The 22,733-nt window shown below is 72.1% G+C and carries 19 protein-coding genes; 12 read left to right on the top strand and 7 right to left on the bottom strand.

Annotation, left to right across the window (positions count from 1 at the left end; translation table 11 throughout):
- Nucleotides 1–3: 3 nt before the first annotated feature.
- Nucleotides 4–654 carry a DUF4232 domain-containing protein gene (locus MMF94_RS08145; protein ID WP_241035677.1) on the bottom strand — a complete coding sequence of 217 codons (651 nt, stop codon included), beginning with the start codon at nt 652–654 and terminating at the stop codon, nt 4–6.
- Nucleotides 655–795: 141 nt separating this feature from the next.
- On the opposite strand from MMF94_RS08145, the gene MMF94_RS08140 reads away from it, so the two are divergent.
- The 7 genes from MMF94_RS08140 to MMF94_RS08110 all read left to right on the top strand — a co-directional run bounded on the left by MMF94_RS08140 (nt 796) and on the right by MMF94_RS08110 (nt 9,979).
- Nucleotides 796–1,395: a PadR family transcriptional regulator gene (locus MMF94_RS08140; RefSeq protein WP_241035676.1), complete on the top strand. Its 600-nt coding sequence runs from the start codon at nt 796–798 to the stop codon at nt 1,393–1,395.
- 93 nt (nt 1,396–1,488) lie between these two features.
- The gene (locus MMF94_RS08135; RefSeq protein WP_241035675.1) at nt 1,489–2,475 is read left to right on the top strand and encodes an ATP-binding cassette domain-containing protein; all 987 of its coding nucleotides are present in this window, start codon (nt 1,489–1,491) and stop codon (nt 2,473–2,475) included.
- A complete protein-coding gene (locus MMF94_RS08130) occupies nt 2,472–3,284 on the top strand; it encodes an ABC transporter permease (protein ID WP_338104175.1) in 813 nt (270 codons plus the stop codon). Before MMF94_RS08135 ends, MMF94_RS08130 begins: the two co-directional genes overlap by 4 nt.
- Nucleotides 3,281–3,745 (top strand): nitroreductase/quinone reductase family protein, encoded by a 465-nt coding sequence (locus MMF94_RS08125; protein WP_241035674.1) that lies wholly within the window; start codon nt 3,281–3,283, stop codon nt 3,743–3,745. The genes MMF94_RS08130 and MMF94_RS08125 overlap by 4 nt, the downstream gene beginning before the upstream one ends.
- 98 nt (nt 3,746–3,843) lie before the next feature.
- Nucleotides 3,844–6,117, top strand: coding sequence for an ATP-binding cassette domain-containing protein (locus MMF94_RS08120; protein WP_241035673.1), 2,274 nt, complete (start codon nt 3,844–3,846; stop codon nt 6,115–6,117).
- Nucleotides 6,118–6,233: 116 nt separating this feature from the next.
- Nucleotides 6,234–8,879, top strand: a complete 2,646-nt coding sequence (locus tag MMF94_RS08115; RefSeq protein WP_241035747.1) for a DEAD/DEAH box helicase — start codon at nt 6,234–6,236, stop codon at nt 8,877–8,879.
- Complete coding sequence (locus MMF94_RS08110) at nt 8,876–9,979, top strand: SWIM zinc finger family protein (protein ID WP_241035672.1); 1,104 nt, start codon at nt 8,876–8,878, stop codon at nt 9,977–9,979. The genes MMF94_RS08115 and MMF94_RS08110 overlap by 4 nt, the downstream gene beginning before the upstream one ends.
- A gap of 13 nt (nt 9,980–9,992) precedes the next feature.
- Here MMF94_RS08110 and MMF94_RS08105 read toward each other — a convergent pair whose 3' ends face one another.
- Nucleotides 9,993–10,976, bottom strand: a complete 984-nt coding sequence (locus MMF94_RS08105; protein WP_241035671.1) for a zinc-binding dehydrogenase — start codon at nt 10,974–10,976, stop codon at nt 9,993–9,995.
- Between the two features lie 285 nt (nt 10,977–11,261).
- On the opposite strand from MMF94_RS08105, the gene MMF94_RS08100 reads away from it, so the two are divergent.
- On the top strand, nt 11,262–12,014 hold the full coding sequence (locus MMF94_RS08100) for a sulfite exporter TauE/SafE family protein (protein WP_241035670.1): 753 nt from the start codon (nt 11,262–11,264) through the stop codon (nt 12,012–12,014).
- A 14-nt stretch (nt 12,015–12,028) separates the two neighbouring features.
- Here the strand turns inward: MMF94_RS08100 and MMF94_RS08095 are convergent, their stop codons facing one another.
- From MMF94_RS08095 to MMF94_RS08080, 3 genes are all read right to left on the bottom strand, one after another.
- A complete protein-coding gene (locus MMF94_RS08095; protein WP_241035669.1) occupies nt 12,029–13,195 on the bottom strand; it encodes a heparan-alpha-glucosaminide N-acetyltransferase domain-containing protein in 1,167 nt (388 codons plus the stop codon).
- A complete protein-coding gene (locus tag MMF94_RS43280; protein ID WP_277398673.1) occupies nt 13,192–15,069 on the bottom strand; it encodes a serine/threonine-protein kinase in 1,878 nt (625 codons plus the stop codon). Before MMF94_RS43280 ends, MMF94_RS08095 begins: the two co-directional genes overlap by 4 nt.
- A gap of 128 nt (nt 15,070–15,197) precedes the next feature.
- Nucleotides 15,198–15,680 carry a MarR family winged helix-turn-helix transcriptional regulator gene (locus MMF94_RS08080; RefSeq protein WP_241035668.1) on the bottom strand — a complete coding sequence of 161 codons (483 nt, stop codon included), beginning with the start codon at nt 15,678–15,680 and terminating at the stop codon, nt 15,198–15,200.
- 84 nt (nt 15,681–15,764) lie between these two features.
- On the opposite strand from MMF94_RS08080, the gene asnB reads away from it, so the two are divergent.
- Nucleotides 15,765–17,624 (top strand): asparagine synthase (glutamine-hydrolyzing), encoded by a 1,860-nt coding sequence (asnB, locus tag MMF94_RS08075; protein ID WP_241035667.1) that lies wholly within the window; start codon nt 15,765–15,767, stop codon nt 17,622–17,624.
- Between the two features lie 63 nt (nt 17,625–17,687).
- A complete protein-coding gene (locus MMF94_RS08070) occupies nt 17,688–18,482 on the top strand; it encodes a DUF427 domain-containing protein (RefSeq protein ID WP_241035666.1) in 795 nt (264 codons plus the stop codon).
- Between the two features lie 18 nt (nt 18,483–18,500).
- Here MMF94_RS08070 and MMF94_RS08065 read toward each other — a convergent pair whose 3' ends face one another.
- Both MMF94_RS08065 and coaA read right to left on the bottom strand, forming a co-directional pair.
- Complete coding sequence (locus MMF94_RS08065; protein WP_241035665.1) at nt 18,501–18,953, bottom strand: MarR family winged helix-turn-helix transcriptional regulator; 453 nt, start codon at nt 18,951–18,953, stop codon at nt 18,501–18,503.
- A 40-nt stretch (nt 18,954–18,993) separates the two neighbouring features.
- Nucleotides 18,994–19,956: a type I pantothenate kinase gene (gene coaA, locus MMF94_RS08060; protein ID WP_241035664.1), complete on the bottom strand. Its 963-nt coding sequence runs from the start codon at nt 19,954–19,956 to the stop codon at nt 18,994–18,996.
- A gap of 248 nt (nt 19,957–20,204) precedes the next feature.
- Here coaA and MMF94_RS08055 point away from each other — a divergent pair, with 248 nt between their 5' ends.
- The gene (locus tag MMF94_RS08055) at nt 20,205–21,563 is read left to right on the top strand and encodes a hemolysin family protein (RefSeq protein ID WP_241035663.1); all 1,359 of its coding nucleotides are present in this window, start codon (nt 20,205–20,207) and stop codon (nt 21,561–21,563) included.
- Nucleotides 21,556–22,608 carry a hemolysin family protein gene (locus tag MMF94_RS08050; RefSeq protein WP_241035662.1) on the top strand — a complete coding sequence of 351 codons (1,053 nt, stop codon included), beginning with the start codon at nt 21,556–21,558 and terminating at the stop codon, nt 22,606–22,608. Before MMF94_RS08055 ends, MMF94_RS08050 begins: the two co-directional genes overlap by 8 nt.
- Nucleotides 22,609–22,733 lie beyond the last annotated feature (125 nt).

Below are 22,733 nucleotides of genomic sequence, written 5' to 3'. Positions count from 1 at the left end.
CGATCAGGGGGCCGTGATCGTCTGCACCGTCAGTAGTGATTCGGTGAGCGGTCCCGCGCAGCCGGTGCCGTCCATCGGGACGAAGAGCGAGGCGGTGTCGCCCGGGGGGTAGACCCGCAGCCCCCGCACCGGTGTGGGAACGCAGGTCGCCTCGTCGAAGTTCAGGGCGTTCGCCAACCGGAGTTGGGCCACGGCGGTGGCTTCCGGTGCGATCGGGACCTGCGCTCCACGCTCGCCCGACATCGCGGCGGCCTGCCCCACCTGGTGGCCGTCGTCGCCCGCGACGTAGGAGACGCCGGGGAAGCCGCGGAGCTCGCACGTGCGCGAGCCGGTGTTGGTGAAGATCAGCGGGAAGAACGCCGAGCCCGCTCCCGCGTCGCCTTGCCCGAGGGACGCCGACAGCTCGCCCGTCGTGCACCGCTGCGGCCCCGCGGCCGCGCCGTCATCGCTCGGGACCTGCGCGCGGGTCGGCTGCGCGGCGCCCGGTTGGTCCGAGGTGGCGCTCTGGGTTGTCGGTGTGCCGGTCACCGGCGGCACCTGCTCGGGTGCGGGTGCCGGTGTGGTCCCGGCGCCCCCGGAGCAGCCCGCCAGTAGGAGGAGGGCTCCCGCGAGCGCTCCCGCCGCCGCGATCCGGCCCATCCGTCGTGTCGTCACCGTGGTCCCCCCGTGCGTCGTCCGTCGGCTCATACTGCGCCCACCGCGTTGGCGCCTCTCGGGGTGCTCCGGGAATCGTCCGATCCGGCGACCGCGCCAGGTTGTCCTACCCTGGCGCCACCCTGTGACGAGAGGTGATGGATGTCGGCAACGCGACTGCTGGTGCTCGGGATCGTGCGGGGGTACGGCCGGGCACATGGCTATCGCGTGGGCAACGACCTGCTCTCATGGGGCGCGGACGAGTGGGCGAACGTCAAGTGGGGATCGATCTACCACGCGCTGAAGGCACTCACCCAGGCCGGTTACCTGCTCGACCACAACGACATCCCCGGTCGCACCGACTACGAGCTCACCGAGCGTGGCGAGGCCGAGTTCGTGCGGCTCCTGCGTGACGCGGTGCGGCGCCCCCAGCCACGGCCGGACTTCCTGGGGGCCGCCCTCGCCATGCTGCCCTCACTCCCCCGCGCGGAGGCGATCACGCTGCTGCGCGAGCGGCTGGCCACCCTCGAGGAGACCCGCGACAAGGCTCAGGCGCAGGTGGACGCGTGGGCGGAGCCTCCGCACGTCCGGGAGCTGTTCGGCCTCTGGGAGCAGACGGCCGCGGGTGGCGCCGAGTGGACGCGCGGTGTGATCGAGCGCCTGGAGGCGGGGGCGTACCTGATGGCGGGCGAGCCGGGCTCCCCGGGGAAGCCCGGCAGCTGGCCGCAGCTGCAGAGCTCGACCGAGCACCCGGAGCCGTAACGATCGTCCGGTTTCGGGCGATTCAAATTTGCACACCCGGCGGTTGTTGTGCACACTCGGCGGCCTGATTCAAGTTTGAGTATCGGGAGGGTCATGGTTCCCGCTGCCGCCGCGGTCACGGCCGAGGCGATCCGCAAGCGCTACCCCGGTTCCGACGAGCAGGCACTCGACGGTTTCGACCTCGCTGTGCCGTCCGGCACCGTCCACGGTCTCCTGGGGCCGAACGGTGCGGGCAAGACCACCGCCGTCCGCATCCTCACCACCTTGGTGCGCGCCGACAGCGGGCGCGCAACGATCGCCGGGCTCGACATCGCGACCCACGCCACCGATGTCAGGAGACGGATCGGGCTCGTGGGCCAGTACCCCGCCGTCGACGAGATCCTCGACGGGCATACGAACCTCGTGATGTTCGGCCGGCTGTTCCACCTCTCCGCGTCCGATGCCCGGCGCCGGGCCGACGAGCTGCTGGAGCGGTTCGACCTGGTCGACGCCGGACGTCGGGCGGTCGGGCGCTACTCGGGCGGGATGCGCCGCCGGTTGGACCTGGCGGTCAGCATGATCCTCGCCCCGGCCGTGCTGTTCCTCGACGAACCGACCACCGGGCTCGACCCGCGCAGCCGGGCAGAGGTATGGGGCGCCGTGCGTGCTCTCGTCGCCGGCGGCACCACCGTGCTCCTGACCACCCAGTACCTCGACGAGGCCGACCAGCTCGCGGACCGGATCTCCGTGCTGGCGGCCCCCCGCGGTGGCGGTGGGCGGGTGATCGCCGAGGGCACACCGGACGAGCTGCGCGCGCGGATCGGTGGAGACCGGGTGGACCTGGTCGTGCGGCACGCCGGCGACCTCGCGCGCGCCGCGGCGCTCGTGGAACGCGTGGCGGGCGCCGAGGCCGAGGTCGACCCGGCCACCCGACGGGTCGCGGCGCCCGTCGCCGACCGGATGGAAGCGCTCGCGGCCACGGTGCACGGGCTGCGGGCCGAGGGGATCGACGCCGAGGACCTCACCGTCCGCCGTCCGACCCTGGACGAGGTGTTCCTGCAGCTCACCGGCTCGTCCGCGGCCACGGAGGTGGCCGCGTGACGGTGCTGACCCACCACGGCTCCCGGTTGCGGTGGGCGGTGGTCGATGCCGCCGTCCTCACCCGCCGGTACCTCGCCCACCTGCGTCACCAGCCCGCCGAGCTGGCCGGTGCCGTCGGATTCCCGATCCTGCTCGTGTTGATGTTCGCGTTCCTGCTCGGCGGCATGATGGCCGTGCCCGGTGGGGGTGACTACCGCCAGGCTCTCCTGCCCGGGCTGTTCACGATGACGATGCTCTTCGGGCTCTCGGCCACCATGATCGCCGTCGTCACCGACGCACAGCGGGGTATCACCGATCGGTTCCGCTCGATGCCCATGGCCCCCTCGGCGGTGCTGGTCGGGCGCGCCGCGGCCGACATGGTGACCTCGGCGATCGCGCTCGGGGTGCTGCTCCTGGTGGGGCTCGCGGTCGGCTGGCGGTCGTCCGGGAGCCCCGGTGCGATCGTGCTCGCCGTCGGGCTCCTTCTCCTGCTGCGGTTCGCGCTGCTCTGGGTGGGCATCTACCTGGGCCTGCTCGTGCGCAGCGCCGGAGCCGTCACCGCCGTGCAGACCCTCGAGTTCCCGGTCGGGTTCCTCTCCGGGCTGTTCGTCGCCCCGGCCACGATGCCCGCCGTCGTCTCGACGATCGCGGAGTGGAACCCGCTCTCGTCCACGGCGGCAGCCACTCGCGTGCTCTTCGGCAATCCCGGTTGGGGTGGTGACTCCTGGGTCGCCCAGCACCCGGTGCTGATGGCCGTGGTGTGGCCGTTGCTGATCGTCGCGGTGTTCGCGCCGCTGTCCGTGTATCGCTACCGGGAGATGAGCCGATGAGTGCCAAGAAGACCGCCACGCCGCCGCGGTGGCTGAAGCCGATGAACCGGGTGCTGTTGACGGTGCAGCGTCTCGGGCTCGGGATGAAGGACCTGCCGGTGCTCACCGTGCCGGGCCGCAAGAGCGGAGAGCCGCGCCGCACTCCGTTGTCGGTGCTCGACCTGGACGGGAAGCGCTACCTGCTCGAAGGCTTCCCCGGCGCCGACTGGGCCCGCAACGCGCGCGCGGCCGGCACCGGCACGCTCAGCGTGGGGAAGACCCAGGAGCGCGTGCGACTCGTCGAGGTCGACCCGCAGGATGCCGTGCCGGTCCTGCGTGCGTGGCCGGTCCGCATGCAGGACGGAGCGAAGATCATGCGCGACGCCGGTGTGGTCGACGAGCTCACGCCGGAGGCGTTCGAAGGCCTCGCCGGGCGATGCGCGGTGTTCCGCCTGGACGATCCGGACGATGTGGCCGGGTGACATCCTCGACGGCACTGCCGATGACATTCGCTTCCCGGGCGAGTCCTGTCCCGTGACGCCCCGCACGAGCACCGCCGACCCCACCCCGAGGGAGCCCGATGCAGCAGGAATTCATCATCGTCACCGGCGCGCGGGAGAACAACCTTCGCAACGTGTCCGTACGGATCCCGAAGCGGCAGATCACCGCGTTCGTCGGGGTGTCCGGGTCGGGCAAGTCGTCGCTGGTCTTCGACACGATCGCCGCGGAGGCACAGCGCCAGCTCAACGAGACGTTCTCCGCGTTCGTGCGGGGTTTCCTGCCGAAGCTGGGCCAGCCCGACGCCGACCTGATCGAGAATCTCTCCACGGCGATCGTCGTCGACCAGAAACGGCTGGGCGGCGGGAGCCGCTCCACGCTGGGCACCGTCACCGACATCAACTCGTTCCTGCGGCTGCTGTTCTCCCGCCGCTCCACTCCGCACCTCGGCTACAGCAACGTGTTCGGCTTCAACGACCCGCAGGGCATGTGCCCGGAGTGCAAGGGCATCGGCCGCAAGATCCAGCTCGACCACGACAAGATGTTCGACCGGTCCAAGTCGCTGAACGAGGGCGCGATCCTGCACCGCAACTGGGCGGTCGACAGCTGGTACTGGCACACCTATGCCGGCTCGGGGCGGTTCGACCTCGACAAGCCGCTGCGCGACTACACCGACGCGGAGTGGAAGCTCCTGCTCTACGGGGCCGACGAGAAGGTGACGCTGCAGTTCGTCGGCCGCAAGTCGATGAAGGTCGACTTCGAGGGAGTCGAGACGAAGTTCAACCGGCTCTTCGTCGAGGTCGAGGAGGCGTCGGAGGGCAAGCGGGAGGCCGTCGCCACCTACACCACCTCGGTGCGCTGCCCGGCCTGCGCCGGCACGAGACTCGCCGAGGCGCCCCGCACCGCCACCATGGACGGGCACACGTTGCCCTCGCTCACCGCGCTCGACCTGGGCTCGCTGCGCACCGTGCTCGCCACGCTCCGCACGCCCGAGGTCGCGCCGCTCGTGGACGAGGCCCTCACCCGCGTGGGGGCGCTGATCGACATGGGGCTGGGCTACCTCACCCTCGACCGGGAGACCTCCACACTCTCGGGCGGGGAGTCGCAGCGCATCAAGATGGTGCGCCACCTCGGATCGTCGCTGGTGGATGTCATGTACGTGTTCGACGAGCCGACGATCGGGCTGCACCCCCGCGACGTCGGGAGGATGAACGCGCTGCTGCACCGGCTGCGCGACAAGGGCAACACGGTGCTGGTCGTCGAGCACGACACGGACGTCATCACCGCGGCCGACCACGTCGTCGAGCTCGGTCCGCGTGCCGGAACCCAGGGCGGCCGGATCGTCTACGAGGGCGAGGTCGCCGGCCTGGCGTCGTCGGGCACGCTGACGGGCGAGTTCCTGCACCGAAAGGTCACGCTGCGGGAGAACCCGCGCATCCCCACGGGGCACCTGCGCCTGGAGAACGCCTCGGCCAACAACCTGCGCGGGTTCGACGTCGACATCCCGCTCGGTGTGCTCGTGGCGCTCACGGGGGTGGCCGGGTCGGGCAAGAGCACACTCGTCCGTGAGGTGCTCGTGCCGCAGCACCCGGAGGCGATCGTCGTCGACCAGACCGCGGTGTCCACGTCCATCCGCTCCACGCCTGCCACCTGGACCGGCGTGATGGACCCGATCCGCAAGCTCTACGCCAAGGAGACCGGCGTCAAGCCCGCGTTGTTCAGCTTCAACTCCGAGGGCGCCTGCCCCGGCTGCAACGGTCTCGGCGTGGTCTACACCGACCTCGCGTTCCTCGACGGCGTGCGCTCGACGTGTACCGACTGCGGGGGCAGGCGCTACACGGACGAGGTGCTGGCCCTCACCGTCAACGGGAAGTCGATCTCCGATGCCCTCGACATGACGGCCGAGCAGGCACTGGAGTTCTTCACCGCCCGCGACATCCGCAAGCGGCTACAGGCCGTCGTGGACGTCGGCCTGGGCTACCTCACGCTCGGTCAGCCGCTCTCCACGCTCTCGGGCGGTGAGTGCCAGCGGCTCAAGCTCGCCGGGCGGCTGCACGAGAAGAGCAACATCTACGTGCTCGACGAGCCGACCACGGGGTTGCACATGTCCGACTGCGGGCACCTGCTCGGGCTTCTCGACCGACTCGTCGAGGGCGGCAGCTCGGTGATCGTCGTGGAGCACAACCTCGACGTCGTCGCGCACGCCGACTGGGTGATCGACCTCGGACCGGACGGCGGTGACGACGGCGGCGACGTGGTGTTCGAGGGGCCGCCCGCCAAGCTGGTGGAGTCGCCCGCCTCGTTCACCGGTGAGCACCTCGCCCGCTACGTCGGCGCCATGGCAGGAGATCTGTGACGTCGAGCCCGACCCTTCGGACCGAATCCCGGCTTCCTCTCCTCGAGTCGGGAGGGGTGTGCTTCGCGCCGGCCGACCCGCCGCGAGTGGGTCAGGTGCTGCTCTGGGGCTCCGCGATGCAGGACGTCGGCGCGCCCGGGAGCGCCGTGATCGTCCCCCCGCCCGGAGACACCGCGCACGAGCTGCCGGCACGCTGCCTGCCGTTCGCCGAGGCCCTTCCGCTGCTGCTCGTCGGCGGTGACGACCCGGCGTTGCGGTTCTGGGCCGTGGCAGCGCGGCTGGCACTGCACCTCGTGGCGCGCGGCCGGCTGCTGCCGGGAGTGTCACCGGCCGGGTTCGACGCCTGGCGGGTCGGCCCGCTGGACGCGGACGACGCTGCCCGGCTGCGCGATCTCGCCGCGGCGATGCCGCCGACCGCACGCGCCGTCGTGGATTCCGGCACGGCACCCGGGGCCGGACCCTCGGAGCTGCCCGCGGCCGCACCGCTGCTGCGCGCGTTCCTCGACGCGGTCGCCGACACCCTGCCGCGCTCCCCCGCCGCCACCACGGCCGTCGGCACCCCGCTGTTCGCGGCACCCGACCCGCAGGCCGTGCCGGAGCTGCGGGACTGGGCCGACGAGGTCGCCGCCGGTGTCGACGCCGGCGTGCGTGTCTCGTTGCGCGTGGAGACCGACGCCGACACCTCCCGGTTCCGGGCCGTCGTCCAGCTCCACGCGCTCGCCGACCCCACCCGCGTGGCCGACCTCGCCGATGTCTGGACCGGGGCGGCGGTCGGGTTCGGCCCCCGGGCGCGGATCGACGCGCTGCTGGCCGTGCGGCGCGCGGCACGGTTCTGGGAGCCGCTCCAGCAGCTGCTCAGCCGAGCCGTACCCGACGAGCTGGAGCTGGACGACGGGGACGTCTCCGACCTTCTCGGCGACGCCGCGACCCGGCTCACCGCCGGCGGGATCGCCGTGCACTGGCCGCGTGACCTACGCCCCGCGCTCTCGACGCGTGCGGTCGCTGGTCACGGCACCGGGCCGGCGACGTTCGGGGCCGAGGCAGAGCCGCTGATGCTGGACTGGGAGCTCGCCCTGCGCGGCGACCCCCTCACCCCCGAGGAGCGCGACGAGCTCGCTCACAGCCACCGGCCCGTCGTCCGGCTGCGCGACGAGTGGGTGCTCGTCGACCCCGCCACCCGGCAACGGGCGCGGGAACGCACCCTCGGCCCGGTCACAGCGGTGGCGGCGCTCGGCGCGGCACTCACCGGTGAGGTCGAGGCCGCCTGCGGCACCGTCGCGGTGCGGGCGACGGGCTGGCTGCAGGAGCTGCGGGAGCGGATCGCCTCGCCACCCGAGCCGGCCGCCCCGCCCGACGGGCTCGCGGCCACGCTGCGTGACTACCAGCTGCGCGGACTGGGGTGGCTCGACCGGATGACCTCGCTCGGCCTGGGCGCCTGCCTCGCCGACGACATGGGCCTGGGCAAGACGATCACGCTCGTCGCCCTGCACCTGCGACGGCAGGCCCTCGACGCCGGCCCCACGCTCGTCGTCTGCCCGGCGTCACTGATGGGGAACTGGGAACGTGAGATCACCCGGTTCGCACCTGGCGTCACCGTGCACCGTTTCCACGGTGCGGGCCGCTCGCTCCCCGCCGGCGCCGGGTTCGTCCTCACCACCTACGCCACCATGCGTCGCGACGCCGCCGTGCTCGGCGCGCACCGCTGGGGCCTCGTGGTCGCCGATGAGGCGCAGCACGTGAAGAACACGGCGTCGGGTACCGCGCAGGCCCTGCGCTCCATCCCGGCCGCTGCCCGTGTGGCGCTCACCGGCACGCCCGTGGAGAACAACCTGCTGGAGCTGTGGTCGATCCTGGACTGGACCACGCCGGGGCTGCTCGGCGGACAGGCGGAGTTCCGTGCCCGGTGGGCCGAGCCGATCGCCGCCGGTGACCACCCCGGGCTCGCCGAGCGCTTCGCGCGGCTGGTCGGGCCGTTCCTGCTGCGCCGCCGCAAGTCCGACCCCGGGATCGCGCCCGAACTGCCCCGCAAGACCGAGACGGACCGGCCGGTCAGCCTCACCCGCGAGCAGGCCGGGCTGTACGAGGCGGTCGTCGCCGAGACGATGGCGCGCATCGCCGACGCCGACGGGATGGCGCGGCGCGGGCTCGTGCTCGCGCTGCTCACCGCGCTCAAGCAGATCTGCGACCACCCGGCCCTCTACGTCCGCGAGGCCGAGCCGGTGCTCGCCGGTCGCTCCGGGAAGCTGGAACTGCTCGACGAGCTGCTCACCACGATCGTCGCGGGCGATGGCGCGGCCCTCGTGTTCACGCAGTACGTCGCGATGGGCAGGCTGCTGGAGCGGCACCTTCGCGGGCGTGGCGTGGGAGTCCAGTTCCTCCACGGCGGCACCACGATCCCCGAACGCGAGGCCATGGTCGATCGTTTCCAGCAGGGCGAGGTACCGGTGTTCCTGCTCTCGCTGCGGGCGGCGGGCACCGGACTCAACCTCACTCGCGCCGATCACGTCGTGCACTACGACCGGTGGTGGAACCCCGCCGTCGAGGACCAGGCCACCGACCGCGCGTACAGGATCGGGCAGACACGCCCGGTCCAGGTGCACCGGCTGATCAGCGAGGGCACCGTGGAGGACCGCATCGCCGGTCTGCTCGCGTCCAAGCGCGCGTTGGCCGACGCCGTGCTCGCCGGTGGCGAGTCGGCGCTCACCGAACTCACCGACGCCGAACTGGCCGACCTCGTCGAACTCCGCGGAGGCGAACGATGAACACGGCACGGGGCTTTGCGGCGTTTCCGCCCAGGCCAGGCAGGCGCGGACGGTCCTGGTGGGCGCGGGCGTTCGTCGCGGCGATGGAGGACACCGCACTCGACGCCGTGCTGCTGCGCCGGGGCAGACGGTTCGCGGGCAGCGGCAGGGTCGGGCCGATCACGATCTCGCCGGGCCGGATCAGCGCGGTGGTCGAGGACCCGGACGGGATCGTCGAGGTGACGGTCCATCTCACGCAGCTGACCGACGCCGACTGGGACCGCCTGCTCGACCAGGTGGGCGCGGAGGCGGGCCACCTCGCGGCGCTGCTCGACGGCGAGGTGCCCCGAGCGCTCGTGCACTCGGCGGACGCCGTGGGCGTGCCCTTGCTGCCCACGATCGGCGACCTCGAGTCCGACTGCGACTGCCCCGACATCGGCGACCCCTGCCAGCACGCCGCAGCCCTCTGCTACCAGACGGCGTGGCTGCTCGACGACGACCCGTTCGTCCTCCTGCTGCTGCGGGGCCGCGCCACCGACGAGCTGCTGGAGGCACTCGGGACGCGCCGTACGCGGACAGCTGAGCCCGCCGGCAGCACGGTGGAGCGGGGCGTCCCGGCGACCGAGGCATATGCGGCGGTGCCTGCTCCGCTCCCGCCGGCACCGCCCGACCCGCCGCGGACGCAGGCGCTGGTCGTTCCCGAGGCGCCGGGTCTTCCGCCCGACGCCCTCGCGCTGCTCGCCGCCGACGCGGCGGTGCGGGCACGCGAACTGCTCACCGCGCCCGCCGTCCCACTGACCGAGCGGGCCGACGCCGCACGCTGGGCCGCCCTCCACCCCGGCACGGCCCAGCGGGTGGCGGCGTCGGCCGGACCGGACATCGCCGTCGCCGTCCGGGCGTGGGAGCTGGGCGGAGCTGCGGGCCAGGATGCTCTCGAGAGGGCCGGAAACGACCCGGCGCCCGAGGAGGCAGCAGCCGAGGCCGAGCTGCTCGCGGCGGGCGCCGAGTCCGAGATCAGGATCCGCCGAGGTGTGGACGGGCGCTGGTACCCGTTCCACTGGGTCGACGGTCGCTGGTGGCCCGCCGGGCCGCCGGATCAGGATCCGGCTGCGGCTTTGTGACTCAGGATCGTCCTCAGGAGATGCGGACGACGGCCTTCCCCGGAGGCGCGGTCGGGACCGCGCTGATCACGTCGGGAACGTCGTCGAACGTCACGACGGTGGTCACCGGTGTCCTGATGGCTCCGCGTTCGGCGATCTCGACGAGTTGCCCGTACGCGGCCCGGTCCTCCTCGGCGGTGCCACCGGCGAAGACACCGGCGGCCGTGTAGTTGCGCAGCACCATGTCGAGCGGATCGAGGGTGAGCCAGGAACCGCTCGCGTAGCCGATCACGGCGATGCGGCCGAGGCGTGCGACGGCGGCGGTGGCCCGGGTGCCGAGTTCACCACCGACCGGGTCGAAGACGACGTCGGCGCCGTGGCCACCGGTGATCGCGAGGACCGCCTCCGCGACGTCCTCTGTCCGGTGATCGACGACGTTGTCGGCTCCGATCCGCGTGCAGAACTCGAGCTTCTCCTCGGTGCCCGCGGTCGCGATGACCGTGGCCCCGATCGCCTTCCCCAGCTGGACGGCCGCTGCGCCGGTGTTGCCCGCCGCGCCGAGGACCAGGAGCACCTCCCCGGACGCGACGCGGACCCGGTCGCACAGACCGGCGTAGGCGGTGCGGAAGCCGATCACGAAACCGGCGGCCTCCTCGTCGGTCATCGTCGCCGGAATGCGAACCGTCTTCGGCTCGCGTACGTACGCGTAGTCCGAGTAGCCGCCCCAGCCCTCGACGAACGCCGTGGAACCCATGACCCGGTCCCCGACCGCGAACGCCGACCCTGCGGGGACGGCGACGACCTCACCGGCCACCTCCTGACCGGGGACGACGGGCGGCCGCGGCAGCGGAGGGTAGGCGCCCGTGGTCATGAGCAGGTCGGGCAGGCCGACTCCGCACGCGCGGACCTTCACCAGCACACGCCCCTGCGTCGGGGCGGCCCACTCGATCTCCTCCACACGCAGCACGTCCTTCGGCTCGCCGAAGGAATGAGCCTGCCAGGACCTGCCGTGAATCACCGTCGTCCATCCTCTGCCGTTGCCGGAATCCAGTCGGTGGGCCGCGGGAACGTGGGCCACCGACGTGAGGCCCGATCTCCGTCGAGCGGTCGGGACATGGGAGCGAGCCGCCCCGGCTTGATCCCTACCCGCGCCCGTCCGCGGACGACGCTACTCTGCGTCGGACAGAGTGTCCGACGTCATGTCGGGCCGGGTTCGGGCGGGCGACGCCGGCGCCGAGTCCGCGCTGTGGGTGAGGTCGCATCCGCAGGATTCGCAACCGATGCCTCGTTAAAGTTCTTTGACGTGGTCATCGGCACCTTCCTTCTCCTGGTCGGCGCCGGTGTCGCTGCCGGGCTGGCCGGATCGATGGCCGGGCTGGCGTCGCTCTTCTCCTACCCCGCGCTGCTGGCCGCCGGCATTCCCGCCACCGCGGCGAACGTCACCAACACGGTCGCGATGACGTTCAGCACGCTCGGTTCCACCGCAGGCTCCCGTCCGGAGCTCACCGGTCAAGGGCCGGCCGTCCGGCGCTTCGCGTTGCTCGCCGTGCTCGGCGGCGCGACCGGCGCCGGGCTGCTCCTGGTCACCCCGGACGGGCTGTTCGTGCGGATCGTCCCGTTCCTCGTCGCCGCGGCGTCGCTCGCGCTGCTCCTGCAGCCCTTGGTCAAGTCCGCGATGATGACCGCCTCCTCGCACCGGACGAGCCCCGGCGTGATCACCGGGATCGTCGCCGTCTCGGTGTACGGCGGGTACTTCGGCGCCGCGGCAGGCGTGTTGATGCTGGCGCTGCTGCTGGTGGCCCTTCCGGTGTCGTTGCTGCAGGGCAACGCGCTCAAGAACGTCCTGCTGGGACTCGCGAACGGCATCGCCGCCGTCGGGTTCGCGGTGTTCGGGCCCGTGGAGTGGTGGGCCGTCCTTCCACTGGCCGCCGGCCTGCTGGTGGGCGGCTGGACGGGCCCCCTGCTGGCACGCCGGCTCCCCGGTTCCGTGCTGCGCATCGCGATCGCCGTCGCCGGGATGGTGCTGGCCGTGCGGCTGGGCCTGCAGGCGTTCTGAGCTCTGCGGGGATCTCAGCGCCCGGGCGCAGGGGCGGGAGGAGCGGGGTTGAGCGCGACCCGGACCCGCCGGGCAGCACCCGAGACCACGGACTCGAGAGGTCCCCGCCGTCCGGCCAGCCACAGCGCCGTCGCGATCGCGGTGGCAGCCAGGACGTGCCCGACCAGGAGCGCGCCCTCGTCCGGACTTCCGTCGGGCACTGTGCCCGGGTACGCGGCCAGCGCGATGACGTGCAGCGTGTAGAGCGTGAGCGGCACCGCCCCGAGCGCAGCCGGCACCAGCACCGCCGGTCGGGCCCATCGGGCCAGGAGCAGCATCGCGCCCAGCACCGCGAGCGCCGTGCCCGTGGTGTGGGCGAGGTCGAGCGGCGCGCCCGAGTGCGGGGTGTCGACCGCCAGCCACCACCAACTGCCGGTGGGCGTGGTCCCGTAGCGGCGCTGCGCCAGCGCCGTCGGGCCGAGCGCCGCCGCGCCGCCTCCGGGCCCCAGAAGCAGCGCCGAGGCCCCGGTGGCCAGCAGTGCGAGCACCGTGCCGCCGGCCAGCAGGCCCGCCGCCACCCGTGCGCTGCGCAGGTCCATGCGGCCGACAGCCATCCCGGCCAGCAGATAGGTGATCCACGGCAACACCGGGTAGATCCCGGTGAGAGCCAGCGTCTCCAGCAGGGCGCCGGGCGCGGCCACCGCGGCGAGGCCCGGCTGGCCACCGGGCCCGGCCGGCAGGTCAGACCGCAACAGCAGGCTCATCGCCGGTCCCAGGACGCAGGCCACGACCGCACCCACCGCGAGCACCGTCGCCGGCAGCCGCAGCAGGGGCGTCGCCACCACGAACAGGAGCCCGTAGTAGGCGAGGATCACCGCGACCGGCGGGTCGAACTCCACCAGCCACAACCCCAGCAGCCCCACCAGCAGCCCGCGCACGGCCAGCGCTGCCGCGGCGGCGCGATGTGCCCGGGCATCAGCGGGCCGCCGCGGCCCGCCCGTGGACAGCGCCACTCCCACCCCGGCCAGCACGGCGAACAGCGCCGACGACCGGCCGTCGGCAACGAGCCCGACCGGCGTTGGAGCGCCACCGGCACGCAGCGGAAGGATGTGGGTGGCGAACATGCCCACCAGCGCCACGGCGCGGGCGGCGTCGACGCCGACGATCCGACCGGTGCCGGAAGCGGGCTGGTCGGCCCTCAACGGCCCCGCGTGCCCGCCGTCATCGGGCCGTCCGGGTGGGCGCCGCTGCGCCGCAGCCAGTCCTCCAGCGCCCGCTGTACGACCTGTAGCGGCGGGCGCCGGGTGGGGTCGTTGTCCATTCCGGCGTGCAGGAGCGCGAGGTGCGCCGACCGCTTCGGCAGATGCGAGAGCGGGGCGCCCGAGGCCGCGGCCCGCAGCCCGGAGACGGCGTCGGGATGCCCACCGCGCGGCGGGTGGCCCGTGAGGGCGTAGGAGATGGTGGCGGCGAGCTGCCACGAGTCCGACGCCGGTGTGGCGCGCTCCCCGCAGGCCACCTCGGGCGCGAGGAAGTCGGGTGTGCCGAGCACGAAGCCCGCAAGGGTCATCGTCGCGTCGCCGGTCCGCCGGGCGATCCCGAAGTCGATCAGGTGCGCCTGCCCGACCCGGTCCACGACGATGTTGCCCGGCTTCACGTCACGGTGCATCACCCCGCGCGTGTGGGCCGCATCGAGGGCCCCGGCCACGCTCGCCCAGACTCGCGCGGCGGCCATGTCGTCAAGGAGGCCCCGCGAGCGCACCAGCTCGCCGAGCGAGGACCCCTCGACGTACTCCATCACGATGACCATGCCGTCGAGTTCACTGAGCCCGGGATCGCTCGCGGCCGGCACCAGGTCGTGGATCTGCACGCAGTTCGGGTGCCGCACCGCGGCCAGTGCCCGGGCCTCCCGCTGGATGCGCTGCTCGGTCTCCGCGTCCGGGGCGTGGGCCGCCTTGAGCGCGACGGGATGCCCGAGCCGGGCGTCCTCGGCGAGCCAGACCCGCCCGAAACCGCCGGAACCGAGCCTGCTGATCAGCCGGAAGCGCGCCGCGCCGTTGCGGCCGACGGCGCCCGCGAGCGGCGGCGCCGTCGGGTAGGGCGGCGCCCCCGCGACCAGGGTGGGAGGTGGAGCGCCACCGCCCCGCCCCAGGCGGGGCCCCACGGGCGTCTGCGGACCAGGCGCCAGCGGAGCGGCCCGCGGGATCGGTACGACCGGTGGTTCGGCCTCGCGCGCGGCGAAACGTTCGGCGAGGCGCTCGGCGAGCGGGGGCCGGGTTCGCGCGGACTCGGCGACCGCCGCGCGGGCCCCGGTCTGCACCGGCGGCGTCCGGATGACACCCGGGCGCGCCGCGGCGGGGACCGGCCGCGGGTCGGGCGGCGCGAGCGAGCGGCGCACGGTCTCGCGCGACGGCACGCCCGCGGTCAGCGCCACGAAGATCCCGAGGAAGCTCCCCGCGGTGACGCCGAGCCACAGGTGACCCGAGCTGCCGGCCGGGGTCTCTGCGGTGAACACGACGAGCAGCAGGATCGGCAGCCAGAAGAACTTGGCAGGCCAGGCCGGCCCGCGGCGCAGCGCCAGCCTGGCCTGCACGGCCACGAACATGCTGGCGACCAGCGGGAACCCGACCAGCAGCACCACGGCGAGCCCGAACTCGACCGGCTTGGACACGTCGAACGCCTCGGCGACGCTGTACCCGCCGAGGTAGCTCGACTGCGACCCCGCGATGCACACTGCGCTTCCGAGGTCGTCCAGCTGCCTGCTGGTCAGGCCGGGAACGTCCGATCCGGCCTCCGCGAGCCGGAACACCTGGCCGGTCGCGATGAAGGCAAGCAGGGGCAGCACCCCCGCGGTGAGCAGCCCGGCACCGACCAGCACTGTGGACTCGCCGACCCCGTACCGCGACCCGATGCGCTTACGCAGCGCGGCCACCACGACGATCCCGATGGACGGCAGCAGCCCGACTGCCACCCCCAGCCCTGATACCGCCCATGGCCACCCACCAGGGCAGACGTCGGGCGGCACGTATCCCCGAAGGCCCGCGATGAGCTGGGCCACCAGGGCGGTCAGGCCGTCCACGACATGCTCCCCCTCCGCCGGCCCAGCAGAACCCTCCTCTGCAACTATGGCATCACGGCTGTCAGGTGAGCGCGCGGACGGGCGTTTCGTGCCGTGTCCGGCCCAAGGGTTGGATGGGCCGTTTCTGACTACTCGTCACCGCCGTGATGGCCGGCGAGATCGGTGTTGAGGCGCGCCAGGAGCGTCGCAAGAGTCTTACTGTCCGTGTCCGACCAGCCGACGAGCACCGCACGCAGGCTCTCGCGCCGCGCCTCGCCCACCCGCTGCGCCTGACGGGCACCTTCTGGAGTGAGGCGGACGACGACGGCACGGGGGTCGTGCGGCGCCGGCCATGTCTCCACGAGCGAGGCGAACCCGAGACGGGAGACTTGCCTGCTCACGGTGGGCTTGCTGAGCCCGATCCGCGCCGTCAGCTCGGTGAGCAACATCGGTCCGTGGGAGTCGAGCAAGACCAGCACCGGATACGTGTAGCGATCAACAGGGCCCTCGCCGTACCCACGGGCCCACAAGTGCTCCAACGTCCTACGGAGCAGCACGGTGATCTCTCGTTCGACTTGGGAGATGGAGTCGGTGACGGACACCACTGCTCCGGGAAAGGGTCGATCGGGCACGAAGTGAGCGTACGTCGTTGCGGCGAGCAACGTTGCGAGGTGCAATGGTGTTACACGATAGTTACGCAAACTCAGGGAGCCCACATGTGCGGCATCTGCGGATGGGTGGATTTCGAACGAGACTTGACGACCCCCGACGCCCAGCGGGAGCTCGCCGCCATGACGGCGACGATGGCCTGCCGCGGGCCCGATGACGAGGGCACCTGGGTCGAGGGCCCGGTGGCGCTCGGACACCGCAGACTCGCGATCATCGACATCCAGGGCGGCCGCCAGCCGATGACGCTCGAGGAGGAGGGCCGCACCAGCCTGGCGCTCGTCTACAGCGGCGAGACCTACAACTTCCGGGAACTGCGCGAGCGGCTCGCCGGGGCAGGCTGCCGGTTCCAGACGAGCAGCGACACCGAGGTGGTGCTGCAGGCCCACCGTCAGTGGGGCCGGCGCGACCCGCGCGACGCCGTGCGTGAGCTCAACGGGATGTTCGCCTACGCGCTCTGGGACTCCGCGAACCACGAACTGCTGCTCGTGCGCGACCGGCTCGGCATCAAGCCGCTCTACTACTACCCCACCGAGCAGGGAGTGCTGTTCGGCTCCGAGCCCAAGGCGATCCTCGCCAACAGCCTCGCCGAGCGCGCTGTCGACGCCGACGGCCTGCGCCGCGCACTCGGATTCGTCGCCGACCCGAACAACGCCGTGTTCCGCGGCATGCGCGAGGTGCCGCCCGGCTACATCATCCGGGTGACCCGCGACGGGATCCAGGAGCTGCGCTACTGGCAGCTCACCGACACCGCGCACACCGCCGACGTGCCAACCACCGTCCGGCACGTCCGCGAACTGCTCGACGACACGATCCAGCGGCAGCTCATCTCCGACGTGCCGCTGTGCACGCTGCTGTCGGGCGGGCTCGACTCCTCGGCGATGACCGCGCTGGCCGCACGCTTCAGCCCGGAGCGGATCCGGTCCTTCGCCGTCGACTTCGTCGGCTACACCGACAACTTCAAGCCCGACGCGATGCGCGCCACACCCGACGGCCCCTACGTGCACGAGGTCGCGGAGTTCGTCGGCACCGACCACACCGACATCACCCTGTCCTCCAACGAGCTCATGGACCCGGACGTGCGGGCCGCCGCCCGCCACGCCCGCGACCTTCCGATCACCATGGGCGACATCGACAGCTCGCTCTACCTGCTGTTCCGGGCGATCCGCCAGCGCTCGACGGTGGCGCTGTCCGGGGAGTCGGCCGACGAGGTCTTCGGCGGCTACCAGATGTTCCACGACCCCATCTACGTCAAGGCCGACACCTTCCCGTGGCTGGGCGGCAACGCGCTGCGCCTGGAGAGCACACAGCGGCTCCTCGACCGCGGGCTGCTCGGGAAGCTCGACCTCCCCGGCTACATCGACGACCAGTACCGCAGGGCGCTCGCGGAGGTGCCCGAGCTGACCGGTCCGGCCGCAGCGGATCCGCACGAGCGGCGCATGCGTGAGATCTCCTACCTGTTCCTCACCCGGTTCCTGCCCATGCTGCTCGACCGCAAGGACCGGATGAGCATGGCCGTCGGGCTCGAGGTGCGTGTGCCCTTCTGCGACCACCGCCTCGTCGAGTACGTGTTCGGCACACCGTGGGCGCACAAGACCTTCGACGGGCGGGAGAAGAGCCTGCTGCGGGCCGCAGCCGCCGACGTGCTGCCCCAGTCGGTCGTACAGCGCGTCAAGAGCCCCTACCCCTCCACCCAGGACCCGACCTACGACCAGATGCTGCGCACCGACTTCACCGCGCTGCTGAAGAACCGAGACTCCGCAGTGGCACCACTGCTCGACGTCGACCGGGCCCACGCAGAGCTGGACGCACCCGACAGCGGCGCAGTGTTCGGCAACCGGTGGGGCCTCGAACAGATCCTCACGCTCGAGGCCTTCCTGAACGACTACCACGTGAGTCTCGCCGTCTGAGCCGGCGAACCGAGACGAGGTCCCGCAGGGAAGCCCGGCGCCCGGTGCGGCGTTGGGCTTCCCATGGGCCTCACTCGTAACGACGCGCCGCTGTCAGCAGGTGCCCCGAAGACCGTCAACTACCGCATCGACGGGCCCGCCCACAAACTCCTCATGCACCCGTTCCCACGCCGGGTGCGGGCGGAGTTCGCAGGCCGAACCGTGCTCGACACCACCCACGGCGTGCTGCTCCACGAGACCGCGCTCCCGGCCCGGTTCTACGTGCCCGAGGCCGACCTCGACGCCTCGGCTTTCGTCCCGAGCGACCTCACGACGCACTGCCCGTTCAAGGGCGACGCCACCTACCGCTCACTGCGGGTGGGAGACCGCGTCGTGGAGAACGCGCTGTGGGCCTACCCGGACCCGACGCCCGCTGCCTCCTGGCTGACCGGCTACGCCTCCCTGTACTGGGAGGCCGCCGACGCCTGGTTCGACGAGGACGAACCGGCGCGAGCACTGACCGACCCGTACCACCGGGTGGACGTGCGCCGGTCGGCCCGCCACGTGCAGGTGCTCGCCGGCGACACGGTGGTCGCCGAGTCCAGCTCCGCTCTGGTGCTCGACGAGACCGGGTACCCGCTGCGCTGGTACCTCTCGCCCGACGACGTGGTGGTGCCGCTCGATCCCACCACCACCAGCACGTACTGCCCGTACAAGGGCGACGCGAGCTACTGGACGGTGCGGCTGCCGGACGGCCGCGAGCTCACCGACGCCGCCTGGGGCTACCCGGAGCCGCTGCCGGAGTCGTTGCGGATCGCCGGCCGGGTGAGCTTCATGCACGACGACCTGAGGGTGCTGGTCGACGGCGAACCGGCCTGACCCGGACCGGAACGCGCCTCAGTTCTCCTCGTCCACCAGCAGAGCTTCGAGCGCCGGGAGCGCCACATCGAGGATGCGACGCTGCTCCGGATCGAGGCGGGCCAGGCGCCGCGCCACCAACGCCGTGCGGTGCGAGCGCACCTCGGCCAGCCGGGCCGCGCCCTGCTCGGACAACACGATCCGCACACCCCGGGCGTCATTGGGGTCCGGGGTGCGGATCACGAGGCCCTGCTCGTCCAGGGACGCGAGCACCCTGCTCATCGTCGGAGCCGTCACAGCCTCCCGGCGCGCGAGCTCCGAGAGCCGCAGCGGCCCGTGCTGTTCCACAGTGACCAGCGCGGACAGCTGTAACGGTGGGATCGATTCCCGCCCGTCGATCCGAATACGGCGGTTCAGCCTTCCGACGACCAGACGCAGCCGGGCTGCGAGCTCGGTCTGCTCGTCGGTGTCGACGTGGTCAACGCTGGTCATCCGACCATCGTGCCAGGCCTTCTCACGGCCGTCGCTTCGGTCACACTTTCCGTAGCCGGATGCCGGTGATGTTGTGTTTCGGACCCTTGCGGAGCACGAGGCTCGCGCGGCCGCGCGTGGGCTTGATGTTCCGTTCCAGATTCGGCCCGTTGATCTCCGCCCAGATGCTCTCGGCCCGCGTGATCGCCCCGGCCTCGTCCAGTGCGGCATAGCGGCGGAAGTACGACTCGGGATTGCGGAACGCGGTCTCGCGCAGCCGCAGGAAACGCTCCACGTACCAACGCCGGATGTCGTCCGTCGCCGCGTCGACGTAGACGGAGAAGTCGATGAAGTCGCTCACCGCAAGCGCCGCGCCGCCCTCGCGCGCCGGCTGCGCGGGCTGCAGGACGTTGAGCCCCTCCAGCAGCAGGATGTCCGGGCGGTGCACCGTGAGCCGCTCCTCGGGCAGGATGTCGTACACCAGGTGCGAGTAGACCGGGGCCGTCACCTCGGCCCGCCCGGCCTTGACCTCGGTGACGAACCGCAGCAGCGCCCGCCGGTCGTACGACTCCGGAAAGCCCTTGCGGGACATCAGCCCGCGGCGCTCCAACTCGGCGTTGGGATGCAGAAACCCATCGGTCGTCACCAACTCCACGCGCGGGTGCTGCGGCCAGCGGGCGAGCAGGAGCCGCATCAGCCGAGCCGTTGTGGATTTCCCCACAGACACCGACCCTGCGATCCCGATCACGAACGGAGTGCGCGCGGTTCGGGCGCCCAGGAACGTGCGGTACGCCCGGTAGAGCCGCCCACCCTCCTGGACGTGCATGGTGAGCAACCGCGACAGCGGCAGGTACACCTCACGGACCTCGTCGAGGTCGACCTCGTCACCGAGGCTTCGGACCTGGTCGAGCTCCTCCGCCGTGAGCGGGAGTGGAGTGTTCTCGCCAAGCTTCGCCCACGCCGCCCGGTCGAAGTCCACGAACGGCGAGGACGTTTCGCGCGCACCATTGCGACTGCCGTCCATGACCGTGCAACTTAGATCCCCTGGCCGGTCACCGCTTCGAGACGTGACCGGCGTGACGTCCGGAGAATCCGCCGTACGACGTGGGTCTGCCCCTGCAGGCAGAGCGACCTAAGATGAGGGCTCCGCCTGACGAGGAGCACGCCTGTGCCCCGTGCACACCCCGCCGAGCCGGGTTGCAGTAGAAGGCCGGGCCCGTCCCGGCATACCGTCCGTCCGCCCAGCGGTCACGTCCGTCGTCGGCGCGGCCGATGAGCGTCCTGTGGTCGATCCTCGGGTTGGTCGCCGTTGCCCTGCTCACCCTCGGAACGGCCATATCCGTGGCGTCCGAGTTCGCCCTCACCGCGCTCGAGCGCAGCCAGGTCGACGGCCACGTCGCCGAGGTCGGCGACCGGCGCGCCCGCGCCGTGCAGAAGGCCCATCGCGCGCTGTCGTTCCAGCTCTCCGGCAGCCAGCTCGGCATCACCGTCACCACGCTGGTCACCGGCTACATCGCCGAACCCGCCATCGCCTCGCTGTTTCGTCCGGTGCTCACCGCGATCGGCCTGTCGGACGGGCTCGCCGCGGGCACCGCCACCGTGCTGTCTCTGCTGTTCGCCACGGCGCTGTCGATGGTGTTCGGCGAGCTCGTGCCGAAGAACCTGGCCATTGCCGACCCACTGCGCACCGCACGTGCGGTGGTCTGGTTGCAGAGCGGGTTCGCCCACGCGTTCCGCTGGCTCATCACGGCGCTCAACGGCGTGGCCAACACCATCGTGCGCCGGCTCGGGGTCGAACCCGCCGAGGAACTGCGCTCGGCACGGTCGCCCAGCGAGCTCAGCTCGCTGGTCCGCTCCAGTGCGCAGCACGGCACCCTGGACGCCGGCACCGCCACCCTGCTGGACCGATCACTGCGGTTCACCGACCGTGTCGCCGAGGACCTGATGACCCCCCGGGTGCGGGTCGAGTCCCTCGACGCGGACGACACCGTGGCCGATCTGGTGGCGCTGGCCCGCCGCAGCGGCTTCTCACGTTTCATCGTGCACGACCGCGACCCGGACTCCGTGCTCGGCGTGGTGCACGTGAAGCAGGCATTCGGGGTGCCGGCCGCCGAGCGGGACCATGTCGCCCTGCGCGGCATCGTCCAGACCGTCCCGACGGTCCCGGAGTCGCTCGACGGCGACGAGCTGCTCACCCGGCTCCGAAGCTCCGGCCTGCAGCTCGCCGTGGTCGTGGACGAGTACGGCGGCACCGCGGGCATCGTCACCCTCGAAGACCTCGTCGAGGAGATCGTCGGCGACGTACGCGACGAACACGACCGGGCCGAGCAGGCACAGGTTCGCCCACTGGGCCGGGGCAGCTGGCTCGTATCGGGCCTGCTCCGCAGCGACGAGGTGGCCGATGCCACCGGGTTCGAGATGCCCGACGGCGACTACGAGACGCTGGCCGGGCTCGTGCTCGCCCAGCTGGGACACATCCCCGACGTCGGAGAGGACATCGACGTGGACGGATGGCGGCTCACCGTCATGCGCCGCGACCGCAACCGCATCGCCGAGCTGCGCCTGGCTCGCGCCACCGCCGACCCCGACCCTGCGCCCCCCGCCCGGCAGGAGGAGGCCGCCCATGGGTAGCGACCTGCTCGCGCTGCTGGCGGCGATCGCACTGCTCGGCGCCAACGCCTTCTTCGTCGGCGCCGAGTTCTCGCTGATCTCCGCCCGCCGCGACCGGCTCGAGGCGATGGCAACCTCCGGCACGGCGTCCGCCCGGACCGTCCTGAAGGCCGGCGCCGACCTGTCCCGGATGCTCGCCGCGTCGCAACTGGGCATCACGATCTGCTCGCTGCTGCTCGGCCGCCTCGGCGAGCCGGCCGTGGCCCACCTCATCGAGCGCCCGCTGCACTGGCTGGGCATGCCGGACGCCCTGCTGCACCCCATCGCGTTCGCGGTGTCACTGGCCATCGTGGTGGTCGCGCACATCCTCCTCGGCGAGATGGTGCCCAAGAACATCGCCATCGCCGGACCAGAACGCACCGCGATCTGGCTGGTGCCGCCGTTCCTCGTCTTCACCACCGTGATGCGACCGCTGATCGAGCTGTTCAACGTGATGGCCAACGGCGTGCTGCGGCTGCTGCGGGTGGAGCCGCGCGACGAGCTCGAGACGTCCTTCACCCCCGGCGAGCTCGCCGACCTCATCGCCGAATCCGGGCGCGAGGGCCTGCTCGACGACCACGAGTCCCGCCGCCTCAGCCGCACGCTCAGCTCGGCCGAGGCCACCGTCGGCGACGTCCTCGTACCGAGCGAGGAGATGGTGGCTCTGCCGGTGAACCCGACGGTCGACGATGTGGCGCGCAGCGTCGCCGACACCGGGTTCTCCCGGTTCCCGGTCCGGGCCACCGACGGGAACTTCAGCGGATACCTCCACGTCAAGGACATCCTCGACCTCGTCGACGACCCGGACGCCGCCGTGCCGATCGAGCGGATCCGCGGCCTTCCGGAGGTGCCGGTCTCCGTCCGGCTCGACGAGGCGCTCGCCGTGCTGCGCCGCGCCCGCGCCCACCTGGGCCGCGCCGTGGACGGCCGCGGCGGGACGGTTGGCCTCGTCGCGATGGAGGACCTCCTGGAGACCTACGTCGGTGAGGTCCGCGACGCCACCCACGCGCCGCGCGCGCAGGCCTGAGCGCCCGCGTTACCTCATCGAGATCGGAGACGGCCACGGTCGCCGTACCCGGGATACCGCTTGCGGCCATCTTGACGTGTCGAATGCGAAATGGAGATCAGGTTCGCGCCCGGTCAGTTGCGCAG

Source organism: Pseudonocardia alaniniphila (assembly GCF_022524485.1).
Classification (GTDB): domain Bacteria; phylum Actinomycetota; class Actinomycetes; order Mycobacteriales; family Pseudonocardiaceae; genus Pseudonocardia; species Pseudonocardia alaniniphila.
Note: the sequence above shows the minus strand (reverse complement) of the source record. Positions and strands in the feature narration are given on the sequence as shown.

Excerpts from the sequence above, each read along its gene's own strand:
- MMF94_RS08140 (WP_241035676.1), top strand. The coding sequence starts at position 796 with ATGTCGGCAACGCGACTGCTGGTGCTCGGGATCGTGCGGGGGTACGGC.
- MMF94_RS08135 (WP_241035675.1), top strand. The coding sequence starts at position 1,489 with ATGGTTCCCGCTGCCGCCGCGGTCACGGCCGAGGCGATCCGCAAGCGC.
- MMF94_RS08125 (WP_241035674.1), top strand. The coding sequence starts at position 3,281 with ATGAGTGCCAAGAAGACCGCCACGCCGCCGCGGTGGCTGAAGCCGATG.
- MMF94_RS08070 (WP_241035666.1), top strand. The coding sequence starts at position 17,688 with ATGGGCCTCACTCGTAACGACGCGCCGCTGTCAGCAGGTGCCCCGAAG.
- MMF94_RS08065 (WP_241035665.1), bottom strand. The coding sequence starts at position 18,953 with ATGACCAGCGTTGACCACGTCGACACCGACGAGCAGACCGAGCTCGCA.
- MMF94_RS08120 (WP_241035673.1), top strand. The coding sequence starts at position 3,844 with ATGCAGCAGGAATTCATCATCGTCACCGGCGCGCGGGAGAACAACCTT.
- MMF94_RS08050 (WP_241035662.1), top strand. The coding sequence starts at position 21,556 with ATGGGTAGCGACCTGCTCGCGCTGCTGGCGGCGATCGCACTGCTCGGC.
- MMF94_RS08110 (WP_241035672.1), top strand. The coding sequence starts at position 8,876 with ATGAACACGGCACGGGGCTTTGCGGCGTTTCCGCCCAGGCCAGGCAGG.
- coaA (WP_241035664.1), bottom strand. The coding sequence starts at position 19,956 with ATGGACGGCAGTCGCAATGGTGCGCGCGAAACGTCCTCGCCGTTCGTG.
- MMF94_RS08115 (WP_241035747.1), top strand. The coding sequence starts at position 6,234 with ATGCAGGACGTCGGCGCGCCCGGGAGCGCCGTGATCGTCCCCCCGCCC.
- asnB (WP_241035667.1), top strand. The coding sequence starts at position 15,765 with ATGTGCGGCATCTGCGGATGGGTGGATTTCGAACGAGACTTGACGACC.
- MMF94_RS08055 (WP_241035663.1), top strand. The coding sequence starts at position 20,205 with ATGAGCGTCCTGTGGTCGATCCTCGGGTTGGTCGCCGTTGCCCTGCTC.